Source organism: Asticcacaulis sp. P2_C5 (genome assembly GCF_056404555.1).
This window is the reverse complement of record NZ_JBFUDU010000010.1, coordinates 211,477-230,019: the sequence shown is the minus strand read 5'-3', so window position 1 is coordinate 230,019 and position 18,543 is coordinate 211,477. Positions and strand designations below refer to the sequence as shown.

Here is an 18,543-nt window from a genome sequence, read left to right as displayed (position 1 = left end):
TGCGGCAGCTTTAGCAAATGACCGCGACGCCGTCACCCTGTGAAAATTCGCCTCACGCGAATAATAAGCAATTTGGAATGACAGCCCTTCCCTTTTGGTAAGTCTTGTCTTGTATAGCTTTGGGTTGTTAATCAGGCTCCAACCGGCAAAATGGCGGTGAAACGGCGATGAAGCAGGCAATCTTGATATTGGGCATGCATCGCAGCGGTACATCCGCCTTGACGGGCAGCTTCACCCTGATGGGCGCGACCGGTCCAAAGACGCCGATCGGTGCCAATGACAGCAATCCCAAGGGTCATTTCGAATCCGTCCTGGTCGCGCGTTTCAATGACCGCATCCTTCATCATCTGGGATCGTGCTGGCTCGACTGGCGCAGCCTGGACCTGTCCGTGATCGCCGACGACGTCGTCGACGGCTGGTGCAGCGAAGCGATTTCCCTGATCGCCGAGGAGTTTGACGCCGCAGACCTGATCGTGCTGAAGGATCCGCGAATCTGCCGCCTGGTGCCCCTGTGGCTGCATTTCCTGGAGGCCGCCGGTTACGAGGTGAAAATTATCCTGCCGCTGCGCCAGCCGCTGGACGTGGCGCTTTCCCTAGGCGCGCGCAACAGGTTCAGCCTGGACCAGGGGCTCATTCTATGGCTCAGCCATGTGCTGGATGCCGAGCGCGACACGCGCGCCTTTGTTCGCGTCATACGTTCGGCGCGCGCCCATCTCAAGGATTGGCGAACGACCCGTCATCTCGCGGTCACGCAATTGGGCATAGATCTGGCCCCTGCTGACGCGGTCGCCGACCAGGCGATCGACGACTTCCTGCAGCGGGGATTGCTGAGCAGAAGCGACGAAAACCTGCCCCAGTCCGAAATAGCGGTGCTGTGCTCGCAAACCTATAAGCGGCTGAAGGCCGCCGGCAAGCATGCTGACCGGATCGCCAACCTGGACGATATCCGGGCAAAATTTGAGCTGCTAATCAAGCCTTACACGAATGTTGCCGTCGGTATTTTCCACGAAATGGGCAAGACCGAGAGCCAGAAGGACCGGGCCCGCGAAGCCGCCCTGATCGCACGCGAAGCCATATTGGCGGAACGCCGGAAGATCAGGAATTTGCGTCAGGCCCTGGCCGACAGTCGTGCAACGACTGTCAGCTTTCGCGAGAAATATCAGGCGGCACGCGACGCTCTCAAGGCGCCGGAAGCGCCGTATGCACGCGAAGACTAAAGGCCGCTAGAGCAAAATGACTTTAGGTAGAATCGTCATTTCGCTCTAACTTTTTGTTTTGTCGCGCAATTTAACCGAAAAGTGGCATCCACTTTATCGGATTGCGCTCTAGCCTTATATCGGCTTGCGGATGAACGACGGCACGTAATAGTGCGACATCTTTTCCAGCATCAGACCGCGTTCATGAACGAAGTCGTCGACGGCATCGGTTTCGCCGGCGACCGAATTGTAGTCGTCAAGCACGATGATGCCGCCGGGAACAAGGCGATCATAGAGCGTATTGAGCGCGAACACGGTCGGCTCCTTCACATCCATGTCCAGGTGCAACAGGCACAGGCGCGTGGCCGGGTATTTTTCCAGATACTGCGGAACGGTTTCGAAGACATTGCCTTCGCGCAGGTGCACATTCTGGAAATGCTTTTGCTCAATGATGGCCTCGACCTCGCTGAGGTTCAGCCCGTCCCCGCCCTGCTTTTCAAATTCTTCAATAAAATCAAGATCGAGGGTCGAGGTCAGATTGTCTTTTGGGAACTTGCCGAAGGCATCGAAACCTACGATCTTTCTGGAATAATCATTTTCCAGCACATTGCGGAATGTCGCCAGCCGGATCAGCGAGGCCGCCTTGTAGACACCGAGTTCGAAGACGTCACCCGGCAAATGGATAATGGTCTTGTAGAGCTCATAATGGGCCAGCAGCTTGTTCAGCCGGGCCGGATGACTGTACCAATAGAAGGCATTCTCAAAATCCCAGACATTCGCGCTGTTCAAATTCCTGATATTGAGCTGCGTGCGCTGATCAACCGTCATTCTTGACTCCCGCATATGATTTGCGCGCGCACACTGTCCTTGGAACAATGTCGGGCCGCATTAGAAAATCGTGAAAAGAACGCTTACTGGACCCCAAGCCTGACAACAGGAAGCCCGAGCTTAACAGGGTTGTCAATCAAGATGTGCAACCGCGAGGCCGCAGCGCAAAAGATTATTTGGCTACCCTGCCTTCCCCACGGAACGAAGGAAATCTAACCGCGTCGGGCGCACTGCCGCGCGGCTGTGGCGGATCGCCAAGCTTCCGGAAAGGCGGACGGATTTAAGACTGTGCCGCAGCTTCCAGCACCTTGAAAATATCCTCGACGCGCTTTTCCCACGAGAATTCACGCATCGCATCGCGTCCAACCGAACGGGCCTTGCCGGCCGCCTTATCGGCGATAGCCTGGCGGATACAGGCGATAAAGTCCTCGTCGCTCTCGGCGACATAGATGGTGTCGCGCAGGTCGTCGAGATTGGGTACGGGCGTGCTGACCACCGGTACACCGACCGCTGAATAGACGTAGAGTTTCAGCGGATTCATGCTTTCGGTCAGGGTGCCCAGTTCATGCGGGATCATGGCGACATCGAAACTGGCGATATGGTTCAGCGCCTCTTCGTACGGTACAACGCCCAGCAAATTGATATTGGGGTATTTGCGCAAGGTCAGGGCCGTCTGGTTGCCGTGGGCCGAGCCGATCAGCACGATGTTCCAGTCCGGATTCTGCTCGGCCATGGTGGCGATTAGGTCGAAGCGGACGCGATCGCGCAAATTTCCGACATAGCCTACGACCGGCCCCTTCAAGCGCTTGTAGTAGTCGGGCTTGGGGAAGACATGGCCTTCCGGGAACATTTCGGCGCCGTTCGGCACGATTTGCACCCCGCTGTTGAATTCCAGCATGGCGGCCTGGACCGGTTCGCAGTTCGAAAACACGGCGTCGGACTGGCCCAGTATATATTCGTAATTGGCCCGCAGCCTGGCCTCATAGGCCGGCTTGACCTGCCAGGCGAGATGATTGTCGATGACGTCGGCCATGATGAAGGGGAATTCCAGCTTCTCCATCACATTGCGGAAGTCGAACTGCACCGGACAGACCACAGCCATCAGGTTATCCTTCACCCCGGCCTCCTCCAGAGACGCCGCCACGAAATCCGGAAAACCCGACAGCTTGGGCAGCTTGCGGCCCATGAAGGTGGCGCCGTCACGGTCGTCATAGATGAAGGTACGCCGCATAAGTCCCGGCTCGTCGCGCATCTTGAGGAAGCGCTCCATGGTGTTGCGAACGACGAAATTACCCTGCTGGAACTTGGCTGTATCGTCGGTGACGACATTGCCCATCAGGTTGGAAATGCCGATCGGTGCGTCGAAGTGAACAATGGTGTTCACCCGGCCCGAATTGAGCAGGTACTTGACCAGCATGTCCTGGCGGCGGCCATAGACGCCGGAATCATTCTGTTTCCAGAAATAGGCGACGTTCACCTTCTCGGCGAAATTGATCGCGCCCCACTGCCGACTGGCCGGAATAGCCTTCAGCAAGGTCCTGAAATCGTCGGGCTCGAAGGCTGTTTTCAGCTTCTGCTGCATCAATTTCAGCAGCGTGCGGTAGTCCCTGGATACGGCCTGCTTTTCGGCCACGGCCTGATCGACGGCCAGCTTCAGACGCGGCACATTGACCTGATAGCTGAAGTCGGAGGCGAAGAAGCGACGCCCCATGGCGCCCTGGCGCGCCAGGGCCTGCGGCGAGGCCAGCAGTTCTTTCAGCTTGGACGCCAGTTCGTCGGGTGCGACTCCGATGACGGCGCCCGAGGCGATCAGGTCGCTGAGCGGCGGCACCCGGGTTGTGAGGACCGGTACACCCATCGATATGGCGTCGGTCAGCTTGGCCGGAATCTGGTGCTGCGCAATGGCATGGTCCGGCGCCTGCAGGATGCAGCTCAGGTCGGCCATGGTCGTCAGTTCGGCCAGACGCTGGAAGGGCTGGTCGTCGAAGAAGACGACGCGCGCCTTCTTGTACGCCTCGAAGGCCGCCCTGACGCGCTTGTCGTTGATAGTGCCGATAATGCACAGGACGGCGTCCGGATCGTTGATCTTGTCGAGCGCTTCGGCAACCTCGATAATGCCCTTGTGCAGGCGGGGCGTGCCAATGAACAGGATGACGCGGTCGGAAGGCTTGAAGCCGAATTCCGCCCGCACCTTGTCACGATCATACAGCTTGGGATCGAAGACCGTCTCATCGCGGGCGTGACGAACAATGATGCCGCCAAACAGGCGCATCAGGGTCGGGTTCGATACCGTGACCGAGTCCGCGATATCCATCATGTTGTTGGCGTACTTGGTCCACTTTTCGAGATAGGGCTGTTTCCAGTCCTCCTCGGTCAGAAGCGGGATCAGTTCGGCCAGGGAATAGCCCTTGTCGGTATTGAAGAAGGACAGTTCGTAATCGTCGACATCGACGATGACGGCGCTGTTCCAGATCAGCTTGTATAACAGGGCCAGGAACATCGCCGAGAACCGCGGCTTGCAGGCATGTACGACGTCGTAGGGGTGGCTCTTGACGAAGGCAATGCTCTTGGAGACGAATTCCGCCATGTCCTGACAGCGAAAGGTATGGATCGGCAGCTTGGTCGCGCCCTGCAGCGGCTTCCACAGCTCCGTGCCGTACTGCGGGAAAAGCGGTCCCAGCAGTTCGACATTGTAAGCCTTGCTCAGCAGTTCAGCGACAAGGTAGGAGCGACCCACCGGATTGTGACCCAAATCCCAGCCGATGACGCCCACAGTCGCGACACCCGGTTTATGCGGCGTCGGCTGGCTGGCGGGAATGGTTCTAAACTGTGGCTCGGGCTCTTTTGCGATGTCCGGCGCGACTTCGGAAGCTGCCACCGGCGTTTCCGCGTTGCGCGCGGCAGGCGCGGCCCCAGTGGCCGGGCTCTGGATCAACTGCGGATTTTCAAGGGCGTCAAGCAGGTCGGCCGCATCCTGGTCGGACATCCCCTTCGGCGCACCGCGTTGCAGCAGGTCGAACAGGCGCCCGTAGGCCGGCGGCACGACGTGCTTTGTGGCTATCGCCTCGCGAACGGCCGCCTGGGCCACCGGAGCATTGGCTGCATAGCTGAAACCCTCGCTGAAGACCTGACGGCCAAGTGCCGCTTTCGGCGCCAGGCTGGGCAGGTCAGAGAGAACCTCACGCAGCACGGATTCGATATTGTCCCGGGTGATCTCGACGGCGACGCCCTGCTCGATGAGGTCCTGCATGGGGGCCACCGGCGACGCCAGAATGGGCACGCCCATGGAGATGGCGTCGGTCAGCTTGGCGGGGATCTGATACTTCGAGACCAGCGAGTCCTCGTCCTGCAGGATGCAGACGACGTCGCCGATATTGACCAGTTCGGCCAACCGCTCGAAAGGCTGATTGTCGAAGGTGGCGATGCGGGCGTTTTTGTAGCTCGACAAGGGTGGAGAAATGTCGTTGCGGGCTGCCGTCCCGATGACGCATAGCACAACATCGGGATCGCTGATGGCGTCCAGCGCCGCGGCAACGCGATTGATACCCTTGTGCAGGCGGGGCGTTCCGAGGAACAGGACGATCTTGTCCGTCGGCGCAAAACCCAGTTCGGTGCGCGTCTTTTCACGATCATACAGCGCTGGATTGAAAACGGCTTCGTCGCGGGCGTGCCGCACGATGGTGCCGCCAAAGCGTTCCTGCAGGGTCTTGTTCGACACCGTGACCGTATCGGCGATGTCCAGCATGTCGAGGGCGTAACGCGTCCACTTTTCGCTGTAGGGCCATTCCCAGTCGAGCGGGCGCAGGTGGGTCGTCAGTTCGTCAAACGAATAGCCCGTGTCCTGATTGAAGAAGGACAGCTCTGAATCGTCGATGTCGAGCACCACGGCCGCATTCCAGATCAGCTTGTACAGCATGCCTATATACAGGCTTGGGAAGCGCGGCTTGCAGATATAGACGACGTCGTAGGGGTGCGTCTTGACGAATTCGAGGCTCTTTTCAATGAAGTCGCGGAAGCTGGTAACGGCGAAGGTGTGGATCGGGAACTTGTTCAGGTTTTCCAGCGGCTGCCACAGCCTGGCACCATGGCGCGGGAACAGGGGGCCCGCCAGTTCGACATTGTACCGCCCGCTGAGAAGGTCGGCGATGAGGTATGAGCGGCCGGCAGGATTGTGGCCCATGCTCCAGCCTATGACGCCGACGCGCGGCTCACGGGCTGTCTCCCCCGAAACGGCCGCATCTGTCGTGGCCGACGCTACTGTCTCGGACAGAGTTTCGGCCTGATGACGGGGAGTCTCAGGCGCCGCACCGGCCGCCGAAAAATCCGCCGCATCGCGCGCGGTAGGCGCCAACGGCATGAGCGATGTCTCGCCGTCCTCGACCAGACTGCATTTGGAAATATAGAGGTTGTGTATGCCGGGAGCCACCACAAGGGTCATGAAGGAGACGGGATTGGGCGTGGTGACATCCAACCTCTGCTGATAAACGTGCTCGCTCCATTCGTCGTCCAATGCGACGCCATTACCCAGGCTTTCGACGTCGAAAGCGACAAGCTGCGCCTGCGAATTGACGATGCGGGCATGCAGAAGATTATTGCCCGACTGCAGGCAACGCGCTTCCAGACTGTAGGTGATGTCCTGGCTGCCGTTCAAAATCTCGGCTGGGATTTCACAGTAGAAACTGACGTGACCGCGACAGGTCTCGGTGTTGATCTGCAGGACGGGGGCATGGCTGCCAGCTTCACCGAAGTCACGGAATGTGAATTCGACACGCGCGATATCATTAACATCTTCGGCGGTCAGGTACCAGTGACGCTTGAGCTTACCGTCAGAAACCGGTTCACCCAGTACAGTATTATCAAAAAAAGAAGTTCCAACCAGCATGGTTTTCTCTTTAATCATATTACGATCAGTCCAACCACCAGTTAAAATTTACTGACCAAGTAAAGATCTAAACACGCCGAACGATTATCTGATGGTACCAATACACGTACCGAAAGTGTATCAAACTGGCTCAAAATTCACCCACCGCCTGCCATTTTATAGCCTCAAATAACACTATCTATATTTTTTGGTGCAACGCAACAACGGAATGGTCCTAACGCAGTGCGAAATTGGGTCTGTAGCAAATTAGCCAACCCATTCAGCCTATGCGAGCGCGAGCTGCTTTCCGCACGTGCACACGGTAGTTAAGCACCAGCGCCAAGGCATAATGCACACGGCGCGCCAGGTGCGCAAGAAGGCGCCCAGGTTACAAATCCAGTATGGCATCAATTCCGTCTCGGAAACCCGCGCCGGTTCAGTTGCCGGTCAGGCACTTGCGCAGATAGCGGCCGTAATCGCTCTTGCCCAGACCGTCGGCCAGGTTTTCCATGTCGCGGGCGCTGATATAACCGCGACGCCAGGCGATTTCTTCCGGACAGGCGATCTTGAAGCCCTGGCGCTTTTCCAGAACACGGACGAATTCGGCGGCATCGAGCAGCGAATCCGGCGTGCCGGTGTCAAGCCAGGCATAGCCGCGTCCGATCGGCTGGACGCTCAGTTCGCCGCGCTCCAGATAGATGCGGTTGACGTCGGTGATCTCGTATTCACCCCGGGCCGACGGTTTGAGATCGGCGACGATATCGACGACCTGGCTGTCGTAGAAGTACAGCCCCGTCACCGCCCAGTTGGAACGCGGACGGATCGGCTTTTCCTCGATCGACAGGGCACGGAACTCGGCATCGAACTCGACCACGCCGTAGCGTTCCGGGTCCGAGACCTGGTAGGCAAAGACACTGGCGCCGCTCTGGATCTTTGCGGCTTCTTCCAGCGAACTCGAGAGGGAGGGACCGTAATAGATATTGTCGCCCAGGATCAGGCACGACGGTTGGCGGCCGACAAAATCGGCGCCGATGGCGTAGGCCTGAGCCAGGCCGTCGGGGCTCGGCTGCTCGGCATAGGATAGCTTGATACCCCACTGCTCACCGGTCCCGAGCAGTTTACGGAACAGCGGCAGGTCGTGCGGCGTCGAGATAATCAGGACATCGCGTATGCCGGCCATCATCAGGGTCGACAGCGGATAATAGATCATCGGCTTGTCGTAGACGGGCATCATCTGCTTGGAAACGCCGATGGTCATCGGATGCAAACGCGTCCCCGATCCACCTGCCAGAATTATACCCTTCATGAACCTATCCTTGAACTATGTGCTACTATTATTAAGCGTGGCGGAGACATTGCGATGACAGTTGTTGCTAGAGCGTACGGGCGTCGATGGTGCCTGGGACGTCGGGAACGGCCGTCCCCCTGTTGGCCTTGTCCGCGTCGAACACCGCCATTTCCTCCGGCGTCATCAACTGTGTCCTGACGAACAGCCCATCCAGGTGGGTGGCCCGGCCACCGCCGACGATCGCCAGTTCGTCGAGGAACTTCTTCAGCAACGCCATGCGGCCGACCAGGAACTCAAAGGCGCCGCGGTCGCCCGTGCATTCACGCACGGTCGCTTCTGGCGAGCCGATATAGTGCCGCTTGCCGATGCCCAGCGTAATGAAAGGTACTGAGGCCGTCGAGTCGAAGCTGGAGACGACAAAGTCATTATTGCCCAGCAGTTCCGGCAGGTTGCCCATCAGAGGCTCCATGGCGATGTAGTCCGGCCACACCGTATTCATGTCGAGGAACTTGCGCTCCCCCAAACGGTGCGCCAAGCCCAGCAGGGCGTTGTCCATGAATTCTCCACCGCGCAGGTCGGGCCGGATGATCAGGGCGAACTCGGTGTTCATCTCGGTTTCGATGGCTGCGATGGTCTGCAGCACGATTTCGACGAACTGGTCCTCAGGCTTGTCGAACTGGACCATGCCTTCGGCGAAGGTCGTGCTGCCCCAGGGTCGCAACGCCGCGATCAATATCGGGCGATCGCCGGCAAAGGCCTTGATGTCGGCCGCCGCGGATTCCGCCAGGGCGCGGAAACGCGGGAAGGTGAAGATCGACTCCATCAGGCTGTAGTCCAGCACATCACGCTTGAACGCCTTGAGGAACCCGCCGCCGACCGGTTGGAAGCCCGGACAGAACAGCAGGTGGCGCGGGGTCACGTGCGGCAGCCCGGCCACGAACCCGGCAACTTCCTTGCCGCCCAGCAGGCGGTTGGTATAGCCATCGCCATACAACGTCATGGTCAGTGTATTGGTGACGGTCGGAGGCACCATGATCGCCCATTCGGGCAGGGTCGACGGATGGTGATGGATGACCATGTTGATGTCGCGGTCCTTGTTCTTTTCAAGGAAGGCCGGGACCTCGTCGATGGCGATAAAATCCTTGCCGTATTCCAGGCCGATCCTGGCCAGGGGCTTGAACTGCGGCCGCTTGGCAATGAAAAGGGTCTCTTCGCCCCGCTTGACGTAATAGGCCTTGATCAGCCACATGAACATCAGCCAGTGGTGCCAGCGCAGGGCAATAAGATTAAGGGTCATTATCCAACTCCAGGCGCCACCGCATCTTGGGGCTCGCGGTGTATAGCAATATCGAAGGTTAGGCGACGCAAAGCGCGTCAGAGATTAAAAATAACCAAAATTATCCAACAGTTCGCCGATCGGACGACCAAGGGCGGCATTTAGCCGGACTTTGGATTCGTTGACAATCGTGTCCAGGCTGATTTTCAAAACTTCATCCCAGCGCTCGGTAGGCACGGCAATCAGCGAGTCGGCGTCGCCGAAAATGACGTCGTTGTTCTTGATTTGACATTCGCCCATCGTGATCGGGGCGTTCATGGCGTAGGTCGTGCCTTCGTACTTGATGTCGTTGGCCCAGTTGCCGCGCGCAAAGACCGGCAGGTCGAGCGGGCGGACAGCCTCGACGTCGCGCGTATAGCCGTCGACCACGACGCCGACCGCACCGGCCCGCATGGCCAGGTGGGCGTTCAACTCACCGAAATAGGCGCGGTTGGGCACTTCGGTCGCGACCATGATGACATCGCCCGAACGAATGAAGTCATAGGATTGCAGGGCGTCATAGATGCCCTTCCACGAGCCGTCTTCACGCGTGGCGCCTTGCGGCAAGGCGCCCAGTTGCAGGGTCTTGGCGCGCCCCAGGATACGGTTGCCCGCAACAGCCTTCAGTTCCGCCGGCAGGGTGCATTTCATGCCCAGTTCCTTGGTCAGGTCTGAGAAGACGCAGGAACTGAGGTGCGGACGCAGGGCCCGGAACAGCATGGTTTCCTTCTGGCGGTTGCCGGCGCAGATGGCTTCGGCCAGTTCGAGGTCGGCCGGGTGGTTGATGTCGAGCTGCTCCAGCTCGGTCAGTTCGAACATGATCGGCGACGCACCGAAACGCTTGTCCGGGAAAGCTTCAGACGTCGAGCGCACCATGTACAGGCTCATCGCCTCGATGATGCGTGGCTTCAGGTCGACGCTGTTGGGAATGCGGCCGCGGCCATAGACGGGCTCGCCATCGGCCCACTCATAGAGCTTGGTCTTGTTGACCGCGACCAGGCTGTCAGCAGTGGGATTGTCACGCATGGCCTGAACGGCGCGTTTCAGGGTATCCGGAGCGACGAAGGGCGCCGTGCACAGGCACTGGACGTACAGATCGCCGCCGGGGATGTTGCGACAGGAATTGGCGAACAGTTCATGGCCGTCGGTGGCGTTGTTGGCCAGGGTCGGATCGCGACGCAGGACCTTCACCGGCAGGTCGCCGACCGCCTTGATCATCTCTTCGGATTCGGTGTCGAGCCAGACCTCGTCGAAGACGCCGCTTTCAACCAGTTGGCGCAGCTTGCGGCGGAACAGATACTCGCCATCCAGAACCCGCATATTCTTCGACGGGATACGTTCGCTGGATCCCTTGGCGGGGACGATACCGATAGTGCGCATGGAATTGACCTCGGGGAAGATTATGAAGTGTCTTTAGAGAAGAAGATCCAGGGCCACAAGCACGCCCACCAGCTTGCCGTCGCGTACGACCGGCAGCGAAAGGTGCTTCGCAAACCCCGAACCTGTGTCGAGTATGGTGCCCACCCGGACATCGGGCGAGACGGTCGTCGGATCGACGCGCATCATGTCGCGCGCCGTCAGGACGCGCGGATCGAGGCTGGATGCCAGAACGCGGCGGATATCACCGTCCGAGATGATGCCGACGAGATTGTCGTCGTCGTCAACGATACAGACCAGCCCGACCCGCTTGGCCGAAATCTCGTCGATGACATCGGCGAAGTCGGCGTTTTGCCCGACCTTCGGAATGTCCCTGCGCATGACCTGTTCGATGGTCGCCAACCGGCGCCCCAGCGATCCGGCGGGGTGGTTGACATGGAAAGCCTCGGCGGTGACACCTCGACGCCGCGAGGCCGCCACCGCCAAGGCATCGGCTATGGCCAGTTGGACGGTCGTGCTGGTGGTCGGCGCCAGGTTGTTGCCGTCGGCCTCGACGACCGAACCATAGATCACGGCATTGCGGCCGGAAGCCTTGGCGAGCTTTGAGGATGCGTCGCCGACAATGGCGATGAGATTGACGTTACGTGCCGCCAGGGCCGCCAGGAGGGCAACGATCTCGCCTGAATTTCCGCTGTTGGAAAAGGCGATGACCGTCGAGCCGGGACGGACAAGGCCCAGATCACCATGGGCGGCAGCGGCGGGATCCATATAGGCGGCGGGAATGGCCAGGCTGGACAGGCTTGCGGCCAGCTTGGCGGCGATAAAGCCCGACTTGCCCATACCTGTCGTGATGACGGCATATTCATCGCCGGCAATCAGATCGACGGCGTTTTGCACTGCAGCACGGTCAAGATTCAGATTAAGCAGGGCCCGGGCCTCGGCCTCTATGACCCGGGTCACGATATCCATGACGGGATCGTTCGACATGTCGGCAAGTCCAGAGTCGTTCGTCATACGGCGCCTTATCTTGATAGTGGCAGGCCACGTCAGGATGCAATAACGTAAAAAAAGGTGCAGATTGAAGCCCCTGCAGCCCTTTTCGGTTAGGCTATCAGGAAGCCTGCGTCAAGAACGGAAGGCAGGACTGTGTGCGGTGCGGTATGAGATAGCGGATAGCGAGACCGGGCGGACACAAAAACAGGAGATCGCGCCCGGCCCCTGCGGTAGCATCATAATAAGCCGCGCCTGCCCCCTGATCCTTGGGCACGTTAACCGATCAACTGATCCAGCACAGTCTGCAGGGACATGCGCCACGACGGGAGTTCGATACCATAGGCAGCCTTCAGCTTGGCGCCGTTCAGCCGTGAATTGGCCGGCCGCTTGGCCGGAGTCGGATAGGCGCTGCTCGGGATAGGATGGACCGTCACGGCCTTGCCGCCCCTCGCCTGCTGGCCGGCGAAGATCGCTTGCGCGAATTCGGCCCAGGTCGCCTCATCCGGCGCGGTCAAGTGAAACGTGCCGCGCAGATGGGGTGACGAATCCTTCTTCATCTTCTGGGCAATCTCGATCAGGGCCGCCGCGATATCGAGCGCCGAAGTCGGGCAGCCGTGCTGGTCGGCGACGACATTGAGTTCGTCGCGTGTTTCCGACAGGCGCAGCATGGTCTTGACGAAATTGGCGCCGAACGGGCTGTAAACCCAGGCCGTGCGCAAAATGACGTGGTTGTCCGTGCCATGGCGGATGCCCTGCTCGCCCAGCAACTTGGTGGCACCATAGACGCTGACCGGACCGGTGGCGTCATCTTCACCATAGGGCTCGGCCTTGGAACCGTCGAACACATAGTCCGTCGACAGATGCAGGATTGGCACGTGCAGTTCCCGGGCGATGTGCGACAGCGCCTCCGGCGCCAGGCCGTTGATAGTGCGCGCCAGGTCGGGCTCGCTCTCGGCCTTGTCGACCGCCGTATAGGCGGCCGCCGAGATGATCACGTCGGGCATGGCGGCCTCGATCGCGTCCTGCAGGGTATTGGGCTCAGCGAGATCGGTTTCCGGCCGGCCCAGCGGAATAAGGGTCACGCGTTGCGGCGCCACGGCCTGCAATGCCGTGACCACCTGACCGTGCCTGCCGGTAACCAGTATACGCATCCGGGTGTCCTGATTCTGAAATTCGTTTTTACCGATATAGGCTACTGTACGAATTTCAGAATCAAAAGGACACCAAGTATTTAAAGATTGTAGTGCCGCTTTGATTTCGAAGTTCGCTCCGGTGGGTGATATCGAAATGATACGAACTTCGAAATCGCGACACTACAGCACGCCCAGGCGTTCGCCGGTATAGACCTCGCCGCGCAGGGGCCGCCACCAGGTCTCATTGGCCAGGTACCAGCGCACGGTCTTGTCGATACCGCTGTCGAAATTTTCCTGCGCCTTCCAGCCCAGTTCGGTTTCCAGCTTGGTGGCGTCGATAGCATAGCGGTGATCGTGCCCCGGACGATCGGTGACGAAGGTGATCAGCCGGTCGTGCGGCGCCGCCTGCGGACGCAGTTCGTCCATGATAGCGCAGATGCGGCGCACAACATCGATATTCTTGCGCTCGTTACGGCCGCCGACATTGTAGGTTTCGCCCAGGCGCCCCTTGGAACAGATCAGGTGCAGAGCGCGGGCATGGTCTTCGACATACAGCCAGTCACGGATGTTCGAGCCGTCGCCATACACCGGCAGGGGGCGGCCTTCGAGGGCGTTCAGGATGTTGAGCGGGATCAGCTTTTCCGGGAAATGATAGGGGCCGTAATTGTTCGAGCAGTTGGATACGACGACCGGAAAACCGTAGGTCCGGTGCCACGCCTTGGCCAGATGGTCGGACGCTGCCTTCGACGCGCTGTAGGGCGAAGACGGATCGTAGGGCGTGGTTTCCTCGAACAGGCCGTTTTCGCCGAGCGAGCCGTAGACCTCGTCGGTCGAGACGTGCAGGAAGCGGAAATTGGCCTTGGCCTCGCCGGTCAGGCCGTTCCAGAAGTGACGCGCCGCCTCCAGCATGGTGAAGGTGCCCATGACATTGGTTTCGACGAAGTCCTTGGCGCCAGTAATAGAGCGGTCGACATGGCTTTCGGCAGCCAGGTGCATGATGTGATCAGGACGGAACTGCTCGATCGTCCTCGACACCGCGCCACGGTCACAGATATCGCCCTGGACGAAGTGATAATTGTTGGCGCCTTCGATCGGCGCCAGGGAATCGAGATTGCCGGCATAGGTCAGCTTGTCGAAATTCAGCACATCGGCGCCGACCTCGGCGACCAGATAGCGCACTACGGCAGATCCAATGAACCCTGCCCCCCCCGTAACCAGTATCTTCATAAATTCATCCAGCGTGAAGTGTAATAAAAACCAACCGTGACGGCATAATCCGCCTACCGCGGCAAGGCCGCCAGTTTTGGCTGCACCCTATCCTTATCCGACAATACCGCCGTGGCAATATCGATCGGCCATACAATGCCGATTTCCGGGTCATCGAAGGCCAGGCCGCGATCATGTTCGCGCGAATAGGGATTTGTGACCTTGTAGAAGACTTCCGTATCGGGCAGCAGCGTGCAGAAACCATGGGCGAAACCCGCCGGTACCCAAAGCTGATGCGCGTTCTCGGCCGAAAGCTCGGCGCCGATCCACTGACCGAAGGTCGTTGAGCCCGGACGAATATCGACGGCGACGTCGTAGATCGAGCCCTTGAGGCAACGCACCAGCTTGCCCTGGGCCACCGGCTCTTCCTGATAGTGCAGGCCGCGAATGGTGCCCACCTGGGCCGATAGGGACTGGTTGTCCTGAACGAAGCCGACATCGGCAATGTGCTCGCGGAACCAGGCGTCCTTGAAGGCCTCCATGAAATAACCGCGGGCATCGCCAATCCGGTTGGGTATGATCAAGGCCGGGCCGGACAGGTCATAGGTCTGAAACTGCATTATCAATACTGCCAAAATTAAGTTCAGGGCGAGATTGCGGTCACCCAAACACCATGTAATCTTTCGAATTACACAAACGTACCTTATATCTATATACAGCACGACAAGGCGCTGCAGCTGCTACCTGATACGTCATTTTCGTCCCCTCTGGCAAGATGCTGCAACCGCGAAATAGACCCGAAGTGGGTTATTTTCCCTATGGAATTAATCGCTCGGACACCGGTCATGCGCGGTTGACACGACAGGTGGAAATTTTTATCGATTGATCGATTGTACAGCTACCGAATTTCGGACCGGATTTCAGGACAGGCGCTTTTGACACAAATCATAACAGAAGACGACGCTGAGATATCCGGAGCCTCCACCGCTGACGCACCCGCCCCAATCGAAACCGGCGATGTGCTCCTGCAACCGGCGGGCGCGCTCGGGGTCGAGGCGCTGGTAAAGTTCCTGCTCGGCCGCGATCCACGCGATGGTGATCTTGTCGATCGGTTGTCGAAGGAAATTTACGCCTACGTCCTGCGCCATATCCTGGTCAGCCGCGAATTCAGCCAGCGGCACTTTCAGTCCCTCGCTGTACAGGATCCAGCGCAGTTCGGCCCGTTCATCCCATTGACGGGCAACGAAACCAGGGTGCTCGAAGGCCTTTTCGGGGCAGGGCCATGGATCGACAGCAAGGGTGTCACACGCGTACCGGAAGTCCTGACCGAGGCACACCTGGTCAATATCGTTCGGCGTCGCTGCCTGTCCAAGCAACTGGAGCAACTGGACGAGGTCTTCGCCCGCCTTCGCGACCTGCGCGACCAGATACGCCTGTACGAGGTCCAGGGTGTCATCACCTACCGCCGTACCCATTCGCGCCGCTGGGTTGCCAGCCTTCCCTTCGATCGCCACCCGGTGACAAGCCGCCCGCTCGAAGCGGAACTGGTGGTCATGAAGCCCACGACTTTCCGCAAGACCCTGCCCGTCGTAGCCGCCGAAGGTGGTGGCTACGAAGCGGTGTTCGAAGCCCCCCTGCTGCGCGCCCGCCCGCACCAGGGTTTCGGCGAAATGCGCCTGCGCCAGATGGGAGATGCCAGTCCAGCATCCTACCTGTCCCAGGAAACCTTCGCTTTCACCATCACCGCCGACAATATCAAGGGCACGCTGGACAGTATCAGGGCCGATACCGAAAAGGTCACGGCCCTGGCCGACCAGGGTTATCTCGACGACGCCCTGGTGCGCGTGACACGGCGGATCAGCCAGGTGCCGTTCTGCGCCGTGGCGCTCTGCCGCTATGTCGAGATTTCGGCTCTGATCGGCGATTTCAGCGACGCCGCAGCGTTTGCCGATCAGGTCGGCGGCGACAATTGCGACAACCCTGCCCTGTATCACAATCTGATGGCACGGCTGGCCTTGTCGCACGATGATATGGGCGGCGCGCGGCAACATTTCGAAGCCATCGACACCGCTGCCCATTTATCAGGCGAAAATGGGGCATCAGGCGAAAATCCGGGCGAAGTCCCGACAGGCATCCTGCTGCGCTACGCCGCCGGCATCCGTTCCGACACTGTCATGAATTGGGTCAAGACCCTGCCCGAAGGCGCCCTGCCCGAAGTCGCCGTGTCGACATCGGGCTTCTGCCAGGCCATTCTGGACTTTCTGGCCCAAAAGCCGGAGAGAACTGAAACCGTCGACGCCCAGTTGGCCCACACCGTCATTACCGCCATGGTTCGCGCCTTCCTGCCGGTCGAGACCATCGCTGCCCTCGCCATCAGCGGCGTCCAGACCGGGCTGATCGCCCCGAAGCGCCTGGTCAGCGAGGCTTCGAACAAGGGCCGTCTATATACGGTTCTTGCCCTGCTCGGCTGGTTTTCTCCCGATCAGATCGACGATGCGCAACTGAGCCTGGCCATAACGCGGAGCCTGATGGCCGCCGACGATCGCGCCCATGCCCTGGCATTTGCGCGCCACGCCGCGGCCACCCAGCCATCACCCGAAATCTTGCGGCTGACCGGCGACCTTCTGCTGGCCGGCGACGATATCGACGGCGCCATCGCGGCCTATGAAAGCTCCCTGGCCCTGGCGCCCGATCCGGATCTGACCCGTCAGATGTTGCAACTCGAACTGTCGGCCGTGCGCAAGAATCCGACGCGTTCCCAGGCCAACCTGCAGGAATTACTGGAAACCGAACGCGAGCGGCTGGCAGATCTGGCGCAGGCCCGCCCCGAGGACGCCGCGATCCGCCTTGAACTTGGCCGGACCGATATGGCCGCCGGCCGCTATGCCGAAGCACAGGAGTCCCTGGAAGTCGTCAGCGCAACCCGTACCCCCCTGGCGGACGATGCACGCTTCGAACTGATGCGCCTCTTCGAGTTGCGCAGCGACTGGCCGGCGGTCGTGACCTGGTTCGGCCGCCTGGCCCACCCGCAGCAGCGCGAATACGCTATATTGCTGGCCGTCAAGGCGTTGAGGTTGCAGGGCGATCTCGATGGTTCCCAGGCCCTGATCGCCGCCCATCTGTCCATCGGCAGCGCCCGCCTGCACCGCGAATGGGTGCGTAACCTGTTCATGCAGGGACAACTCGACGACGCCGCGACAACCGTCGAACGCGGGCTCGACCTCTATCCGGCCTTCGCCGACCTGCATCTGCTCGCCGCCGCCATTCGCTGCGAGACGGCGGATGGCGACAAGCTGGCAGACGAGATCGCCTGGCTCGAGGCCTGCGCCGATCGGGCCGACTTCGAAAATGACCTGCCCTTCTACAGCTACGCCCTGGCCCGGATGCGCGGCGAAGGCAATGCCCTGGCGAAGCTCGATGCCCTGTTTGCCCAGCTTGGTGCCCAGGGTATCACGGCGGACCAGCCACCCAGTTTCGACAGCATGGCCGGAACGGGCGCCTATGCGGGCACGCCACCGGTCACCGAAGGACCACTGGTCAGTATCATCATGACCACCTTCAATTCCGAGGCCTTTGTCGCCACGGCCGTGCGCTCGATCCTGCAGCAATCCTACCAGACGTTCGAACTGATCATTGTCGACGATGCCAGCACCGACACGACACCGCGCCTGCTGAAGGCGCTGCGTGACAAGGATCCGCGCATCACGCTCAAGCTGAAAACACACAATGAGGGCACCTACGTCAGCAAGAACAATGGCATGACGCGGGCCAAGGGCGAATTTATCGCCTTCCAGGACTCCGACGACTGGTCGCATCCCGACCGCCTCGCCATCAGCATCGCCACCCTTCAGGCCCAGCCGGACCTTGTGGCGGTCCAGACTCAGTGGGCGCGCATGACCAGCGACGCGCGGCCGGTGATCAAGGACGATGGCTACATCGCCCACCGGTCGTGCATCTCCCTGGTCGTGCGCCGTGACCCGGTCATGGACAAGGTGGGTTTCTTCGACAGCGTGCGCGTCTCGGCTGATCGTGAATATATCCAGCGTATCGAACTGGCCTTCGGTCCGCGCGCGCTGGGCCGTCTGACCTCGACTCTGATGTTCGGCCGGGCCCACGACGCCTCCCTGACCAACGACCCGTTGCTGGGCTTCACGCGCCAGGGGTCGCAGGATCTGCGCCGCACCTACGAGATCAATGCCCAGACCTATCACGCCTCCCTGACCTCGGAAGGTGGCAGCGCCTATATGCCGTTCCCGCTGAAAAAGCGCCTGTTCGAAGCGCCTGCAGAGTTGCTGCCAACGCGTTGATCCGCCAATGCCCTGAAACGAACAGCCCGCCGGCAGAGC

General features: G+C 59.9%; 11 protein-coding genes. 2 read left to right on the top strand and 9 right to left on the bottom strand.

The window, feature by feature from the left end; translation table 11 throughout:
* Nucleotides 1-167: 167 nt before the first annotated feature.
* Nucleotides 168-1,217, top strand: coding sequence for a sulfotransferase family protein (locus tag AC1DXO_RS18525; RefSeq protein ID WP_476979663.1), 1,050 nt, complete (start codon nucleotides 168-170; stop codon nucleotides 1,215-1,217).
* A 114-nt stretch (nucleotides 1,218-1,331) separates the two neighbouring features.
* Here AC1DXO_RS18525 and AC1DXO_RS18520 read toward each other — a convergent pair whose 3' ends face one another.
* The 9 genes from AC1DXO_RS18520 to rfbC form a co-directional block, all read right to left on the bottom strand.
* Complete coding sequence (locus tag AC1DXO_RS18520) at nucleotides 1,332-2,024, bottom strand: TylF/MycF/NovP-related O-methyltransferase (RefSeq protein WP_476979662.1); 693 nt, start codon at nucleotides 2,022-2,024, stop codon at nucleotides 1,332-1,334.
* Nucleotides 2,025-2,304: 280 nt separating this feature from the next.
* Nucleotides 2,305-6,906 (bottom strand): glycosyltransferase, encoded by a 4,602-nt coding sequence (locus tag AC1DXO_RS18515; RefSeq protein WP_476979661.1) that lies wholly within the window; start codon nucleotides 6,904-6,906, stop codon nucleotides 2,305-2,307.
* Nucleotides 6,907-7,321: 415 nt separating this feature from the next.
* Nucleotides 7,322-8,191 (bottom strand): glucose-1-phosphate thymidylyltransferase RfbA, encoded by an 870-nt coding sequence (rfbA, locus tag AC1DXO_RS18510; protein WP_476979660.1) that lies wholly within the window; start codon nucleotides 8,189-8,191, stop codon nucleotides 7,322-7,324.
* Nucleotides 8,192-8,258: 67 nt separating this feature from the next.
* A complete protein-coding gene (locus tag AC1DXO_RS18505) occupies nucleotides 8,259-9,470 on the bottom strand; it encodes a hypothetical protein (RefSeq protein ID WP_476979659.1) in 1,212 nt (403 codons plus the stop codon).
* A gap of 84 nt (nucleotides 9,471-9,554) precedes the next feature.
* Nucleotides 9,555-10,868: an RraA family protein gene (locus AC1DXO_RS18500; protein WP_476979658.1), complete on the bottom strand. Its 1,314-nt coding sequence runs from the start codon at nucleotides 10,866-10,868 to the stop codon at nucleotides 9,555-9,557.
* A 33-nt stretch (nucleotides 10,869-10,901) separates the two neighbouring features.
* Nucleotides 10,902-11,879: an SIS domain-containing protein gene (locus AC1DXO_RS18495; RefSeq protein ID WP_476979657.1), complete on the bottom strand. Its 978-nt coding sequence runs from the start codon at nucleotides 11,877-11,879 to the stop codon at nucleotides 10,902-10,904.
* 254 nt (nucleotides 11,880-12,133) lie between these two features.
* Entirely contained in the window at nucleotides 12,134-13,009 is an 876-nt protein-coding gene (gene rfbD, locus AC1DXO_RS18490) for a dTDP-4-dehydrorhamnose reductase (RefSeq protein WP_476979656.1), read from the bottom strand.
* A gap of 162 nt (nucleotides 13,010-13,171) precedes the next feature.
* Entirely contained in the window at nucleotides 13,172-14,218 is a 1,047-nt protein-coding gene (gene rfbB, locus AC1DXO_RS18485) for a dTDP-glucose 4,6-dehydratase (protein WP_476979655.1), read from the bottom strand.
* A gap of 53 nt (nucleotides 14,219-14,271) precedes the next feature.
* Nucleotides 14,272-14,817, bottom strand: a complete 546-nt coding sequence (gene rfbC / locus AC1DXO_RS18480) for a dTDP-4-dehydrorhamnose 3,5-epimerase (protein ID WP_476979654.1) — start codon at nucleotides 14,815-14,817, stop codon at nucleotides 14,272-14,274.
* A gap of 315 nt (nucleotides 14,818-15,132) precedes the next feature.
* Between rfbC and AC1DXO_RS18475 the strand changes: the two genes are divergently transcribed.
* Nucleotides 15,133-18,504, top strand: a complete 3,372-nt coding sequence (locus AC1DXO_RS18475; RefSeq protein WP_476979653.1) for a glycosyltransferase — start codon at nucleotides 15,133-15,135, stop codon at nucleotides 18,502-18,504.
* Nucleotides 18,505-18,543 lie beyond the last annotated feature (39 nt).

What these genes read in the sequence shown, in the direction of transcription:
- AC1DXO_RS18495 (WP_476979657.1), bottom strand. Translation starts at nt 11,879, where the DNA reads ATGACGAACGACTCTGGACTTGCCGACATGTCGAACGATCCCGTCATG.
- rfbA (WP_476979660.1), bottom strand. Translation starts at nt 8,191, where the DNA reads ATGAAGGGTATAATTCTGGCAGGTGGATCGGGGACGCGTTTGCATCCG.
- AC1DXO_RS18520 (WP_476979662.1), bottom strand. Translation starts at nt 2,024, where the DNA reads ATGACGGTTGATCAGCGCACGCAGCTCAATATCAGGAATTTGAACAGC.
- AC1DXO_RS18500 (WP_476979658.1), bottom strand. Translation starts at nt 10,868, where the DNA reads ATGCGCACTATCGGTATCGTCCCCGCCAAGGGATCCAGCGAACGTATC.
- AC1DXO_RS18505 (WP_476979659.1), bottom strand. Translation starts at nt 9,470, where the DNA reads ATGACCCTTAATCTTATTGCCCTGCGCTGGCACCACTGGCTGATGTTC.
- rfbC (WP_476979654.1), bottom strand. Translation starts at nt 14,817, where the DNA reads ATGCAGTTTCAGACCTATGACCTGTCCGGCCCGGCCTTGATCATACCC.
- rfbD (WP_476979656.1), bottom strand. Translation starts at nt 13,009, where the DNA reads ATGCGTATACTGGTTACCGGCAGGCACGGTCAGGTGGTCACGGCATTG.
- rfbB (WP_476979655.1), bottom strand. Translation starts at nt 14,218, where the DNA reads ATGAAGATACTGGTTACGGGGGGGGCAGGGTTCATTGGATCTGCCGTA.
- AC1DXO_RS18515 (WP_476979661.1), bottom strand. Translation starts at nt 6,906, where the DNA reads ATGCTGGTTGGAACTTCTTTTTTTGATAATACTGTACTGGGTGAACCG.
- AC1DXO_RS18525 (WP_476979663.1), top strand. Translation starts at nt 168, where the DNA reads ATGAAGCAGGCAATCTTGATATTGGGCATGCATCGCAGCGGTACATCC.